At 57.3% G+C, this 14,003-nt stretch carries 12 protein-coding genes; 3 read left to right on the plus strand and 9 right to left on the minus strand.

From position 1 onward, the window contains the following. Positions 1-16: 16 nt before the first annotated feature. From ACFSKT_RS13600 to ACFSKT_RS13615, 4 genes are all read right to left on the minus strand, one after another. Positions 17-1,480 (minus strand): circularly permuted type 2 ATP-grasp protein, encoded by a 1,464-nt coding sequence (locus ACFSKT_RS13600; RefSeq protein WP_377721540.1) that lies wholly within the window; start codon positions 1,478-1,480, stop codon positions 17-19. 181 nt (positions 1,481-1,661) lie between these two features. Next, positions 1,662-2,666 (minus strand): protoglobin domain-containing protein, encoded by a 1,005-nt coding sequence (locus tag ACFSKT_RS13605; protein WP_377721541.1) that lies wholly within the window; start codon positions 2,664-2,666, stop codon positions 1,662-1,664. Between the two features lie 114 nt (positions 2,667-2,780). Then, positions 2,781-3,542: a class I SAM-dependent methyltransferase gene (locus tag ACFSKT_RS13610; RefSeq protein WP_377721542.1), complete on the minus strand. Its 762-nt coding sequence runs from the start codon at positions 3,540-3,542 to the stop codon at positions 2,781-2,783. A gap of 246 nt (positions 3,543-3,788) precedes the next feature. Next, the gene (locus tag ACFSKT_RS13615) at positions 3,789-5,684 is read right to left on the minus strand and encodes a PrkA family serine protein kinase (RefSeq protein ID WP_377776320.1); all 1,896 of its coding nucleotides are present in this window, start codon (positions 5,682-5,684) and stop codon (positions 3,789-3,791) included. A gap of 537 nt (positions 5,685-6,221) precedes the next feature. Here ACFSKT_RS13615 and ACFSKT_RS13620 point away from each other — a divergent pair. Both ACFSKT_RS13620 and ACFSKT_RS13625 read left to right on the plus strand, forming a co-directional pair. After that, entirely contained in the window at positions 6,222-6,965 is a 744-nt protein-coding gene (locus ACFSKT_RS13620) for a DUF2161 family putative PD-(D/E)XK-type phosphodiesterase (protein ID WP_377721544.1), read from the plus strand. Next, the gene (locus tag ACFSKT_RS13625) at positions 6,962-7,285 is read left to right on the plus strand and encodes a Rieske (2Fe-2S) protein (protein WP_187434404.1); all 324 of its coding nucleotides are present in this window, start codon (positions 6,962-6,964) and stop codon (positions 7,283-7,285) included. Before ACFSKT_RS13620 ends, ACFSKT_RS13625 begins: the two co-directional genes overlap by 4 nt. 125 nt (positions 7,286-7,410) lie before the next feature. On the opposite strand, the gene ACFSKT_RS13630 is transcribed toward ACFSKT_RS13625, so the two are convergent. The 3 genes from ACFSKT_RS13630 to trmL all read right to left on the minus strand — a co-directional run bounded on the left by ACFSKT_RS13630 (position 7,411) and on the right by trmL (position 10,011). After that, entirely contained in the window at positions 7,411-8,610 is a 1,200-nt protein-coding gene (locus ACFSKT_RS13630; RefSeq protein ID WP_377721545.1) for an aminotransferase-like domain-containing protein, read from the minus strand. Positions 8,611-9,120: 510 nt separating this feature from the next. Then, positions 9,121-9,372: an AbrB/MazE/SpoVT family DNA-binding domain-containing protein gene (locus tag ACFSKT_RS13635; RefSeq protein ID WP_377495711.1), complete on the minus strand. Its 252-nt coding sequence runs from the start codon at positions 9,370-9,372 to the stop codon at positions 9,121-9,123. 174 nt (positions 9,373-9,546) lie between these two features. After that, a complete protein-coding gene (gene trmL, locus ACFSKT_RS13640; protein ID WP_377721546.1) occupies positions 9,547-10,011 on the minus strand; it encodes a tRNA (uridine(34)/cytosine(34)/5-carboxymethylaminomethyluridine(34)-2'-O)-methyltransferase TrmL in 465 nt (154 codons plus the stop codon). Between the two features lie 116 nt (positions 10,012-10,127). Between trmL and ACFSKT_RS13645 the strand changes: the two genes are divergently transcribed. Next, positions 10,128-10,856, plus strand: coding sequence for a response regulator transcription factor (locus tag ACFSKT_RS13645; RefSeq protein ID WP_377721547.1), 729 nt, complete (start codon positions 10,128-10,130; stop codon positions 10,854-10,856). 122 nt (positions 10,857-10,978) lie between these two features. On the opposite strand, the gene serC is transcribed toward ACFSKT_RS13645, so the two are convergent. Next, positions 10,979-12,067, minus strand: a complete 1,089-nt coding sequence (serC, locus tag ACFSKT_RS13650) for a 3-phosphoserine/phosphohydroxythreonine transaminase (RefSeq protein ID WP_377721548.1) — start codon at positions 12,065-12,067, stop codon at positions 10,979-10,981. 268 nt (positions 12,068-12,335) lie between these two features. Next, positions 12,336-13,760 (minus strand): type I glutamate--ammonia ligase, encoded by a 1,425-nt coding sequence (gene glnA, locus ACFSKT_RS13655; RefSeq protein WP_377721978.1) that lies wholly within the window; start codon positions 13,758-13,760, stop codon positions 12,336-12,338. Between the last annotated feature and the right edge of the window lie 243 nt (positions 13,761-14,003).

The raw sequence follows: 14,003 nt of genomic DNA on the forward strand, positions 1-14,003 counted from the left end.
TCCAAACTCGTAATCGTTACCGGTTCAGCACCCATGTATCCTTGACGCCGCCGCCCTGCGAAGAGTTGACGACGAGCGAACCTTCCTGCAGCGCCACGCGCGTAAGACCGCCCGGAACGACGTGAATGTCTCCGCTTGCGCCCATGAGCACGAACGCGCGAAGGTCGATATGTCTCGGCGTCATCGCGCCGCCGAGCATGACGGGCGCCCGGGACAGCTTCATCGTCGTCTGCGCGATATAGCGGCCCGGATCTTGGCGGATCGCTTCGGCGAACGCGGCGATCTCCTTCGGCGAAGCCGTCGGCCCGATCAGCATGCCGTAGCCGCCGGAGAGCGACGTTTCCTTCACGACCAGCTCATGCAGATGCGCAAGCGCATATTCCCGGTCTTCCCTCCGGCTGAGAATATACGTCGGCACATTCTGCAGGATCGGCTCCTCGCCCAGATAGAAGCGGATCATATCCGGCACGTAGGCATACACCGCTTTATCGTCCGCGACGCCGGTGCCCGGCGCGTTCGCGATGGCGATATTGCCGGCGCGGTACGCGTTCATCAGACCCGGCACGCCGAGCATGGAATCGGGCGCGAACGCGAGCGGGTCCAGATAGTCATCGTCGAGCCTGCGATAGATGACGTCCACTTGGCGAAGGCCGCGCAGATCGCGAAGGTAAATTTTATGATCCTTGTACACCAGGTCGCGGCCTTCGACCAGATGAATGCCCATTTGCTGCGCGAGGAAGGTATGCTCGTAGTAGGCGGAATTGTACGCGCCCGGCGTCAGCAGGACGATAAGCGGATCGCGCTTGCCCGTCGGCGCGAGCGAGCGGAGCGAGCGCAGGAACAGATTGAGGCTTTGATCGATGTCCGCGACGGCGCTCTGCAGGTACAGATCGTGGAACTGCTCGCTCATCATGCTGCGGCCTTTATACAGGTAAGAGAAGCCCGACGGCGTCCGAAGATTGTCTTCCAGCACGTAATAGCTGCCCTTCTCGTCCCGGATCAGATCGATGCCCGAGGCCGTCATGTACGCGTCGCCCGGCACGTCGAGCCCCGCCATCTCCGGCCGGAAATAACGGTTGCCCACGATCATCCGCCGAGGAACAATGCCCTCCTTCACGATGCGCTGGCCGCGATAAATATCATGAACAAACCGGTTCAGCGCTCGGACCCGCTGCTTCATGCCCCGCTCGATGACCTGCCACTCCTGCCTCGGAATGACACGCGGGATATAATCGAACGGAATCGTCCGCTCCAGCGGCTCCGTCTGCCCCGGCGCATACAACGTGAACGTAATGCCCTCTTCCAGCATCCGCTGCTGCAGCGCATGATGATGGGCGGCCAGCTCCGACTGCCCCATGCGGGCGAACGTCCGGAAGATCGCCTCGTAATGCCGCCTGACGGACAAATCCGGCGCGAACATTTCGTCGTAGAAGGAATCGGCGTCATACGGCTGAAAATGCGATTGTACGGCTATCGACATGCGTACCGCCTCCAAAAACACCTATTGTTAGGTATGTGTAAACTTATGGGACGTTAAATCCGAACGTTACGGGTGTTTATTACTTAGATCATATCCAAACCCCAAATCTATGTCAACTAATATAACACAAAAAGAGAACCTCTCCAGAAAGGTTCCCTGATCGCTTGGGTCATATGGCCGGTTATCGGTTGTTCAGCACCTTCAAATCCTTCGTCACCTGCTCGACCATCGTCACGAGCGCAGCAAGCTCCTCCGAGCGCGCCGCCTGCTCGCGGGCTTGCACCGAGGTCTGCTCGGCATCTTTGCGTACGAGCGCGACCTTCCGCTCGATTTCGCGCAGCCGGGTGGAGATCGCCTCCATCGCCTGCTGCGAGGAAGCCGCCGCCTTGCGGATTTCGCCGGCCACGATATCGAAACCGCGTCCATGCTCGCCCGCCCGCGCCGCTTCGATCGCCGCGTTCAGACCGAGCAGATGGGTTTGCTCCGCGACGCCTTTGATCAGCAGGCCGACCTCGCCGATGCTCTCCACGTCCTTCATCAGCTGCCCGAGCGTTTGGCCCGCCTGCTCCTGGGATTCCGCCGTCGCCACGGCCGAGACGGCGATGACCCGCGCGTTGTCGTCCAGCTCGACGATCATCCCCGCGAGATCCTGCACTGCTTTCGTGACCAGCTGCAGCGACGCCTCCCGCTCGTCGGCCATCTTCTGTACCTGTGCTTGTTCCGTGCGCTGATAAGCTTCAAGCACAAGCTGGGAATCGAAGCTGAATACCTTCGTGAGCGAATGATAGATGCGCTGCCAATTATCCGGCACCGTGCGCTGGAGCACCTGTACGGCGATATCCATATAGATGGCGTAAGCCCCGAGATACCAATCCGTGTTCAGCCCGATTTTGGAGTGAACGAGACCGATCCGAACTCTGTTCTCGATAAAGGCTTCATCGATCTTGCCTTCGGTAATGGACATCCAATAGATGCGCATCGTCTCCTTCAACCGATCGATCGTGCTGAACTTCTTGATGATCGCGTTCAGCTCCGATTCCCGGCCGATCCGGTCGTAGAAGCGGTCGACGACCTCCTTTACCACACTGGCGAACAGCTCCTTCTGACTGCCAAGCAGCTGTACGTCGTCCTCCGTAATGCCCGTAAAATCAAGCTGGCGTCTCCGCTCAGCAGATACGTGAATCATGATGCAGATGTCCCCCTTATGAATCGGTCCCCATGTCAGTTCCTTCCTTACTATCATCGACCAAAGAGGTGTAAATATTTACACGATCTAAAAAAACGAGCGCCAGGGGTATACTCACCGTTTCACCGCGACGATCCGCAGTCTTTCGTAATCCGCCGTCCAGCGAACGCCGTCCCATAACCCCGTCTCCGCCAACCTGCGCTCCGTCTCCGCGACGACCGCCTCGCGCACCTCCTCCGCAAGTCCGGACAAGATGCCGTTCGCGAAGGTCGCGAGCCATACCCGCATCCCCTGCTCCCCGTCCGACAGCGGCGTCGGCCGATCCACGCGAAGCGCCGTACGCACCTCCAGACCCGCTCGTTCCAGCAGCGAGGCATATTCGCCCACCGTCGGAAAATACCACGGCCACGCCGGCGCGCCCGGCGCCAAGGCCGCTGTCCACGACGCGCCGAGCGCCTCGCGGATGAGACGAATATTGCCAGCCGCGCCGAACTCGGCGACAAGCCGGCCGCCAGGGCGCAGCGAAGCGCTCATGCTGGCCGCCGCCCCTTCCGCGTCGGTCATCCAATGCAGCGCCGCATTGCTGAAGATCGCGTCGGCCGGCTCCTCGCTGACATAGGACTGGCCATCCGCCACGCGCCAATCCAGCTGCGGATACTTGACCCGTGCCCGCGCGATCATGTCCGCCGAACCGTCGATACCGGTCACCACCGCGCCCGTGCGCGCCAGCTCCGCGGCCAGGTCCCCCGTCCCGCATCCCCAATCCAGCACCCGCTCTCCCGCCTTCGCGTTCAACCATTCCACCAGCTCCCCGCCGTAACGGGATACGAACGCCATCGATTCATCGTAACCTTGCGCATGCCAACGCTGCGTCATGCCAACCGCCTCCATCCAAAGTTTGGTAAGCCATTTATACCACGCCGAGGAATATAAGTTGAAATATATAAAGGTGATATTAATTATAGTTTTTAACTATAATAGTCCATTATTTAAGCCGCTGCGCTCCGTCACACCCGCACGAAGCCGGACCTAAGCTCGCCGCCGCAGGCAAACGCGCCTAAGCCGCCGTGCGCATTCCTGCGCACGGCGGCTTAGGCGGGAGTCCAAATCTTCTTCTTGCCGTTAACGGTTCAACAGACTGCCGACGTAGCGGAGGAGTTCATTGGCGCTGACCGGCGTATACCCATGCTCCTCGACGAGACGGTTGATCACCTCGTTCATCCGTTTGAGCTGCTTCTCATCCGGCGTCTTCGTCGACGTCGTAATTTTCACGATATCCTTCAAATCGTTGAACAGCTTCTTCTCAATCGCCTCGCGCAGCCGGTCGTGGCTCGCGTAGTCGAACTTCTTGCCTTTGCGCGAATACGAGGAGATGCGGATCAGAATTTCTTCGCGGAACGCCTTCTTCGCGTTCTCGGAGACGCCGATCTGCTCCTCGATCGAGCGCATAAGACGCTCATCCGGATCCATCTCTTCGCCCGTGAGCGGATCGCGGATTTTGGACCAGTTGCAGTAAGCCTCGATATTATCGAGATAGTTTTCGAACAACGTTCGCGCCGATTCCTCGAAGGAGTAGACGAACGCCTTCTGCACTTCTTTCTTCGCCAGCGCATCGTACTCTTTGCGTGCGATCGAAATGAAGTTTAAGTATCTTTCGCGCTCTTCTTTCGTAATGGACGGATGCTGATCCAGACCTTCCTTGAGCGCGCGCAGCACGTCGAGGGCGCTGATGAACTGCAAGTTCTGCTTGATAAGCGCGCTCGAGATCCGGTTGATGACGTAGCGCGGGTCGATCCCGCTCATGCCTTCCTCCAGGTACTCGTTCTGCATTTCCTTCAAGTCCGCTTCCTTGTAGCCCTCCACCTCTTCGCCGTCGTACATGCGCATTTTCTTGATCAGGTCCATGCCCTGCTTCTTGGTCTCCTTCAGGCGCGTCAAGATCGAGAAGATAGCGGCCGAGCGCAGCGCGTGCGGGGCGATATGGATATGCTTCATATCGCTCTGGCTGATCAGCTTGGCGTAAATTTTCTCTTCCTCCGACACCTTCAGGTTGTACGGCACCGGCATGACGATCATCCGCGACTGGAGCGCCTCGTTCTTCTTGTTGGCGATGAACGCTTTGTACTCCGTTTCGTTGGTATGGGCGATAATGAGCTCGTCGGCGCTGATGAGCGCGAACCGGCCCGCCTTGAAATTCCCCTCCTGCGTCAGCGAAAGCAGGTTCCACAGGAACTTCTCGTCGCACTTGAGCATCTCCTGGAACTCCATCAGACCGCGATTGGCCTTGTTCAGCTCACCGTCGAACCGGTACGCGCGCGGATCGGATTCCGAGCCGAACTCCGTGATCGTCGAGAAGTCGATGCTGCCCGTCAAGTCGGCAATATCCTGCGATTTGGGGTCCGACGGGCTGAAGGTGCCGATCCCGACGCGGTTCTCTTCCGAGATGAACACGCGCTCGACGAGAACGTTCTCGATATCGCCTTCAAACTCCGTTCTGAGCCTCATCTGGCAGGAAGGGCAGAGATTCCCTTCGATCCGGACGCCCAGCTCCTTCTCCGCTTCGGCCCGCAGCTCATTCGGGATGAGATGCAGCGGGTCCTCGTGCATCGGGCAGCCTTTGATCGCGTATACCGCACCCTGCTCCGTGCGGGCGAATTGCTCCAAGCCCCGCTTGAGCATCGTGACCAGCGTCGACTTGCCGCCGCTGACCGGTCCCATGAGCAGCAAAATCCGTTTTCGCACGTCGAGCCTGCGGGCGGCGGAATGGAAGTATTCCTCTACCAGCTTCTCGAGCGCGCGGTCTAAGCCGAAGATTTCCTGCTCGAAAAATTTGTACGACTTGCGGCCGTTCTCTTCCTCAACCCCGTAGGACTTGATCATTTCGTAGACACGAGCGTGCGCAGTCATGGCAGGCGTAGGGTCTTCCTTCAATAGCTCCAGGTACTCCTTGAACGTTCCAGTCCACGCGAGCTTATCGCTCTCCGCCTTGTAGGCGGATATCCGTTTTAAAATCTCCATGCCGTACCTCCCTCTCGTCCCTTCCGATGCGGTCCCAAGTCAGGCTACTCCGAAGGCCGTTATGCGTTTGAATTCTTGGCTGCCAGGCTTCAATTCAGCGATTGGTTGAAGTGTTATAATCCTATGCGCTAAACCGAGGGAAGTTGCCCTATATTTTAGTTGCCGATCTAGCAAAATCCGACCTTTTTCACACAAGCTTAATTCTCGAAAAGCCCGATCACCGCTTCATGTAAGCGCTTTTCGCAAGAGCCCGTCGCGAACACCTGACATGCCCCGAAAGCTATTCCCGCAGCGAGGACGCGGAGGCTCGCATCGCCTTTCGCCCGGACGCGCCATTCCCGATGTTCGCCTCGCCATCTAATTGAAGACAGCCTGCGCTATCGACAAATGTCCCGGCTGCTCCACGCCGCCGCTCACTACCGCCGCCCGAGCCCGTTTCGCCCATCCTCGTTTCTATCGCGGTTCTCCTCTCGCCCGGCGATGAAGCGTATGCTGCACTTATGATATAATGTCGCCAAGAGAGGAGCGCATGCCCCCATGGCCGTTCAGCATGAAACGGAGCTGTACCCTCCGGTCAAACGTTATTTCGAATTACAAGGCTACGACGTGAAGAGCGAGGTGATGCACTGCGACCTCGTGGCCATCCATCCGGCGAGCGGCGAAACCGTCATCGTCGAGATGAAAAAAACCTTCAATCTCGCCCTGCTGCTGCAGGGCATCGAGCGCCTGCGCCTCACCGATCGCGTCATCCTGGCGGTCGAGCGCAATCGCAAGAAGAGCGGCGCGCACAACCAGCGGTTCGGCGATCTCGCCGAGCTGTGCCGGATGCTCGGGATCGGCCTCATGACGATTACCTTCTTCAAAACGAAAGCGCCCGTCATCGAGATGCTGTGCGAGCCCGGCGATCCACCGATCCGCGGTCGCCGCAGACGGCGCGAAAGCCGGCTGTTGACCGAATTCCGCGAACGCAGCGGCGACTATAATACAGGCGGCAGCACGAAGCGCAAGCTCGTGACCGCTTACCGCGAGAAGGCGCTGCGCATCGCATGGGCGCTGCATTTGCACGGGGATCTTCCGCCGCGCCGGGCAGCCGAGCTCACGGAAGTCGTCCGCGCGCGCGAAATTTTGCATAAAGATTATTACGGGTGGTTCGAACGCGTCGAACGCGGGGTATATCGGTTAAAGGAGAGCGGTGCGCAAGCGGTCGCCGAGCATGCCGACATACTCGACGCCTGGCTCCGCACCAAGCAAACGCTGCCAAAGGAGACGTTGGAGACATGAACGACCATGATGAGCACGCCTATCGCATTATCGCGAGCGTAGACGAAATCACCTCTTTCCCGGCCACCATTACGATCGACCGCGACCCCTTCTTTCTCGTGCAAACCGGCGAGGACGCCGAAGGCTACCGGCTCGTCTCCGCCATCTGCCCCCATGCCGGCGGGCTGGTGCGGCAGCACGAGAACGAGCTGATCTGCCCGCTTCACTTCTGGGCGTTCGATCCGCTGACCGGCGAATCGACCAATGTACCCGGCGAGCGGCTGGAATGCCAGCCCGTCGAAGTGCGGGATGGTCATTACACGATTCGAACGAACGCCTAACGAACGAAACCGATACCTCCGCTCCCCTTGAGGGCAGACGGGTTCGAAGAGCATGGCCCGCAAGGCCAATGTCCGCGAATTCGCGCCCCCTCTCGGACGAGCGGAGGTTTTTAGTTGGCGTGCCGTCACGATCTCGCCAGAAATTCGTTGATCGCCTCCGCGAACAGGCCGATCCCCTTCACCATGCGCTCGTCGTCCATCCCCGTAAAATTAAGCCGCGCCGTGTTTCTCTCCGGCACGCCCGCGAAGAACGGCGCACCGGGCACGAACGCGACGCCTTGGCGCAGCGACGCGCGCAGCAGCGCCTCCGCATCCAGCGCATCCGGCAGCGTCAGCCATAAGAACATGCCGCCGCGCGGCTCCTCCCAGCGCAGTCCCTCGATGCGATGCGATGCCAGCTCGCGCTGCATCAGGTTCATTCGGCGCCCATACTCACGCGCGACGTCGCGCACGTAATCGGCGAGCGGAAAATCGGCAAGCAAATGCACAATAATCCGTTGATCGACGATGCTCGAATGCAAATCAGACGCCTGTTTGGCTTTGGCCATCATGCGGATGACAGATGCATCCCCCATCGCCCAGCCGGTTCGAAGTCCTGGCGCGATCGTCTTGGAGAACGTGCCCAAGTAGACGACCGGGCTTCCCTTGCAGCTCCCCGCGAGCGAGAACAAGCTCGGCTCCCGCTCGCCGTCCTCGAAGCGCAGCGCGCCGTACGGATCATCCTCCAGCACCGGTATCTCTTCCGCCGCGCACAGCTGGACGATTGCCTTTCGCCGCTCCGTGCTCCACGTTCGTCCGGTCGGATTGCCGAACGTCGGCACCGCATACAGCAGGCGCGGACGCTTTGCTTGGATGAGCCGCTTCACCTCGTCCGGCAGCGGTCCGTCCGGATCGCTCGCGACCGGTACGACCGTCAATCCATATGCGCCGAAGAGCTGCAGCGCCGCAAGATAGGTCGGGTCTTCGACCAGCACGACATCGCCAGGCTCGGTCAATGCGCGCACGGCCAGGTCCAGCGCCTGCTGCGAGCCGGTCGTCAGCAGCGTCTCCTCCGGCGTCGCGCCCGTACCTGCCGCCGACGCTTGCGCGCACAGCCATTCGCGCAGCTGCCGATCGCCTTCCGTCGGCCCGTATTGGAGCGCTTCCGCCGCCCGATCCGTCAATGCGCGGGCCGCCGCCTCCCGGATCGCCTCCACCGGGAACAGCTTCGCATCCGGCAATCCGCCCGCGAACGACAGCATGTCTTTCCCCTGCGCCAGCTTCAGCATGTCGCGAATCACGGAGGATTGCATCCCCGCCACCCGTTCTGAAAACCGATATTGCATTTCGCCCGCCTCCTTGTATCGTCTTCTTTCATCATACGCGGGGGCAAGGGCGGAATGAACTGGGGAAAGGACGCAAACCAATCTGGGTATGGCACATATGCTGCTCGCCCGTTCCGGGCACGCGGGGCCAAATGTGATGACCCAAATGCTGCGTCCCTTTGCCTGGACGCAAACCAATTGGGGTGTTTCACAATTCGTTCACATCTTCCCCTCTCTTCCCGCATTTTCTTTTTCCAGGGGGTTGGGTATAATAAGGTAGGCTTCACCATGAGGCTAACATGGCCAAGCCATGTTCATTTGAAGGCAGAATTACTGGGGGTGTGCAGGATGACGATTGGATTTCTGATCGTACTGACCGTATCGGTATTGTTCTTGACCGCCATGATGACTGCGTCATACAATGACGACAAGACCAAAGGCCTCTAATTGCATGCAAGACAAAGAAGCTTCCCGCCTAAGATCGCTCGATCTTGTGCTGGAAGCTTCTTTTCATTCACCGCGCTAAAGCGATTAGTCGCGTTTAAGATGTGACATTTCGGTAATGCATTGCGAGCACAAATAACGTTCTTTGAATTCGCGCACTTCTTCCATGTTACCGCAAAATACACATCTCGGGCGGTAACGCTCCAAAATGATATGGTCACCCTGTACTAAAATTTCCACAGGATCGCCTTCGTTCATTTGATATCGCTTTCGCAGCGATTTAGGCAGCACAATGCGGCCCAGTTGATCGACCTTGCGCACAACACCAGCCGGTTTCAATGCCGTTCACCTCTTCTGCAGTCTAGGTTTGCAAGCTATGTCACGAGAATATCGCATGTATAACGTTCGCCCTGAGCCGGGGTTTTCCTGCCCATTTCACATTTTTCTTAGTATCATGCAAATACTTCTCAACGATATAACCTCAGCCAGAAGAGGAAATGAAAAACAGTCGGCTTATTCCAAGCCGGCGAACCCGATTTGACGGAATGCTTCGTAGATGACGATCGCCGCGGAGTTGGACAAATTCAGCGAGCGCACCTTGTCCGTCATCGGCACCCGCAAGCACGTATCCGGATGCTCATCGAGGATCGATTGCGGCAGCCCTTTCGTCTCTTTGCCGAACACGAAAAAATCGCCGTCTTGGAATTGATATTCGGTATAAGGCCGGGAGGAACGGGTGCTCGCGCAGAAGAAGCGCCCCTCGGGGTATAGCGCCTTTAGTTCGTCGAACGAGTCGTGGTAATGCACCTGAACGGCATACCAATAATCGAGACCCGCCCGCTTCAGCGTTTTGTCATCCGTGTTAAAACCGAGCGGGCGCACCAAATGCAGATGCGTCCCCGTCGCCGCGCACGTGCGCGCGATATTGCCCGTGTTGGCCGGAATTTCCGGTTCTACCAGTACGATATGAAAAGCCATTTTTGTTCGTCTCCTCTGCTACATTTTACATCCGGTTAACGTTACCTTAATCTGGGGAATAACGAAGGGCTTCATAATAGACATCGAACCCACCTAAAAAGGAGTTTTCGGGAACGATGAAAAAGAAGATTTTGGTCGTCGATGACGAGCCCTCCATTTCCATGTTAATCGAGTTCAACTTGAAACTCGCCGGATATGACGTGCGCTGCGTCCATGACGGCGAAGCTGTATTCGATATGTTAAAGCCGTTCCGTCCCGACCTCATTGTTCTTGATCTCATGCTGCCCAAAATGGACGGGATTCAGGTGTGCCGCGAGCTTCGCAAACAGAATAACGCCGTGCCGATTGTCATGCTGACCGCCCTTCAGGACGTCACCGACAAAATAACCGGCCTCGATAACGGTGCCGACGACTATATGACGAAGCCGTTCTCCCCGCAGGAGCTGCTCTCCCGCATTCAGGCGATCTTCCGCCGGACGCAGGCGCTGCCCGGATCGGGCGGCAACGTCGTGCATGAAATCGGCCGGCTAACGGTGTTCGCCGAACAGCGCGAGGTTCGCATCGACGGCAAGGCGGTCGACCTGACGCCGAAGGAATTCGAGCTGCTGCTCTTCCTCTGCCGGCACCGCGGCAAAGTGCTCAGCCGCCAGCAGCTGCTGCATGGCGTATGGGACTACCACTTCCTCGGCGATACGCGTATCGTCGACGTTCACATCAGTCATCTGCGCGACAAAATCGAGCGCAACGCTAGAGCGCCCGAGTATATTATGACCGTTCGAAATGTAGGATACAAGCTTTCGGGTCCGGCTGCAACCGAATCCGCCGTGCAAAACGCTTCCTTATAAGCAACGGCAGAAGACCGCCCCGCTCCTGTTCGTCAGGTGCGGGGCGGTCTTCGTCACTTCGGAACGAAACGGGCATCGCCGATCAAGGACGGCGCTGGCCATTTCGCTTTGCTGCTTGTGCGTTAACCGTTGCGTTTCTGGAAATCAACCATAAATTCGGCAAGCGCCTTACAGCTCTCCAGCGGTACCGCGTTGTACGTCGAGGCGCGAAGACCGCCGACGCTGCGGTGACCTTTCAAGCCGACGAATCCGTTCGCCTCGGATTCCTTCACGAACTGCTTCTCCAGCTCTTCGCTATGGATACGGAACGTCAGGTTCATCGCCGAACGGCTGCCCGCATCCGCGAAGCCGCGATAGAAGCCGCCGCTTTGGTCGATCGTGTCGTAAATAAGCTGCGTCTTGTCGCGGTTGTACTGCTCCATGGCCGCAACACCGCCGCGGCTTTGAACCCATTTGAGCATCAAGTTCACGAGATACACCGAGAAGGATGGCGGCGTGTTATACAGCGAGTTGTTCTTCACGTGCGTATCGTACCGAAGCATCGTCGCGATCGATTTCGGGCTCTCTTGCACCAGATCCTCGCGGGCGATAACGATCGTCACGCCGGACGGACCCAGATTCTTCTGCGCGCCCGCATAGATCAGGCCGAATTGGCTGACATCGACCGGACGGCTCAAGATGTCGCTGGACATGTCGCCGATGAGCGGAATATCGCCGGTTACCGGGAACTGCTTGTATTGCGTGCCCTCGATCGTTTCATTGGAGGTCACATGCAGGTATGCCGCGTTCGACGGAATTTCGACATTCGACAAATCCGGGATCCGGTTGAACTTGTCCGCTTCCGAAGATGCGACAACCGTCGTCTCGCCGAACAGCTTCGCTTCCTTCAGCGCCTTGTCCGCCCAGCTGCCCGTCGCGACGTACGCGCCGACTTTGCCCGCCGGCAGCAGGTTCATCGGAATCATCGCGAACTGCGTGCTGGCGCCGCCTTGCAGGAACAGTACCTTGTAGTTCGACGGAATGCCGAACAGCTCCCGAAGCAGCGATTGCGTCTCCTCGTTCACTTGCTCGTAAATCGCGCTGCGGTGCGACATCTCCATAATCGACATGCCCGCGCCCGCGTAATCGACCAACTGCTCCTGCGCCTGTTGAAGCACTTCCAGCGGCAGCGCGGCCGGTCCCGCATTAAAGTTGTAAGCCCGTTTCGTCACCGTGATCCACTCCCGTCTTCTATTTGCCTATGGCTACTATAGCAAGATTACCCTTCGTCTTCAAGTGTCAAAAAGTCGAACATCCTCACATTTTAAAGAATCAAACATTCGCCTTTTCGCCCCAAAACGACAGGATATAACCAAAATTCCGCCATTTTTCATCCAAATTCTCTTCAGCCGCATTCGAATCACGCTATCAGCGAAGCTTATAAAAAACGAGCTCCCCCGATCGGGAGAGCTCGTTGATCCGAATGAATAAGTGCGTCGATTAGCAGCCGAAGTACAGGCTGTATTCGTGCGGGTGGATGCGAGTAGCAACCGCTTTAGCTTCGTTACGTTTGATCGCAACGTAGTTCTCGATGAAGTCGGCCGTGAATACGCCGCCTTCTGTCAGGAACTCATAGTCTGCCTCGAGAGCGTCAAGCGCTTCGTCCAGCGTGCCTGGTACGGAACGGATTTCTTTCTTCTCTTCGTCGGACAGCTCGTAGATGTTCGTGTCGAAAGGACCATAGCCCAGTGCGGTTGGATCGATTTTACGCTTGATGCCGTCCAGACCTGCAAGCAGCATCGCCGCGAACGACAGGTAAGGGTTAGCCGTGGAGTCCGGCGTACGGAACTCGATGCGGCAGCCTTTCGGCGTAACCGCTGCGATTGGAATACGAACCGCTGCGGAACGGTTACCTTTCGAGAATACGAGGTTAACCGGTGCTTCGTAACCTGGAACCAGACGTTTGAACGAGTTCGTCGACGGGTTCGTCAGGGCGATCAGCGCTGGAGCGTGGTACAGGATACCGCCGATGTAGTTCATAGCCAGCGGGCTCAGGTTCGCGTATGCGCCTTTGTCGTAGAACAGCGGCTCGTCGCCGTTGAAGATCGACATGTGGACGTGCATGCCGCTGCCGTTGTCGCCGAAGAGCGGCTTCGGCATGAACGTTGCGACTTTGCCGTATTGGCGAGCAACGTTATGAACGATGTATTTGTACAGCATGAGGTTGTCAGCTGTTTTGGTCAGGGTCGAGAAACGGAAGTTGATTTCGGCTTGGCCAGCCGTTGCAACTTCATGGTGGTGACGCTCAACGCGAAGACCCGCTTCTTGCATAACGCGAACCATTTCGCTGCGGATGTCTTGCTGCGTATCCGTAGGAGCAACCGGTACATAGCCGCCTTTAACGCCGACTTTGAAACCAAGGTTGCCGCCTTCTTCTTTGCGGCCCGTGTTCCAAGCTGCTTCTTCGGAGTCGACTTCGTAGTACGATTTGTTCATGCCGGACTCGTAACGAACGTCGTCGAAGATGAAGAATTCGGACTCAGGAGCGAAGAATGCGGAAGTACCTACGCCGGATTTTTGCAGAAGCTCTTCTGCTTTTTGAGCGATCGAACGCGGGTCGCGGTCATAACGCTCGCCGTCTGGCGTATGGATGTTACACATAACGTTCAAAGTTGGATGATCTGTGAATGGATCGATGAACACAGATTCCGTATCCGGCATCATGACCATGTCGGACTGTTCGATTCCACGGAAGCCTTCGATCGAGGAGCCGTCGAATGCGACACCGTTTACGAACGTTTCTGCGTCGACTTCTGTCGAAGGAAGGGTGATGTGGTGCGCGCGGCCTGCGAGATCCACGAAGCGGAAATCGACAAACTGGATGTTGTTTTCAGCAATTTTGTTCAAAACATTTTGAACTGACATTGGGTTGTTTCCTCCATTTCCGAACATTAGCGATGTGTTGAACGTTGAACGTTCAAGTTTTTCTCTAAACTATGATTGTTATTATAGAATTCTACGCGAACAATCGTCAATAGCTATGTAAGGTATTTTTTGAATGAAGTGTTAGCTATCTTCACACATTTGCTATAAAGCTTATTTGTGAAGGGTTCACAAAAAAAACAGGAAACCGCTTCCTTGGCATGCAAGGATTTTGCGGCTTCCTGA

It is taken from the genome of Paenibacillus xanthanilyticus, assembly GCF_042682185.1.
GTDB classification, from domain to species: Bacteria; Bacillota; Bacilli; order Paenibacillales; family Paenibacillaceae; genus Paenibacillus_Z; species Paenibacillus_Z xanthanilyticus.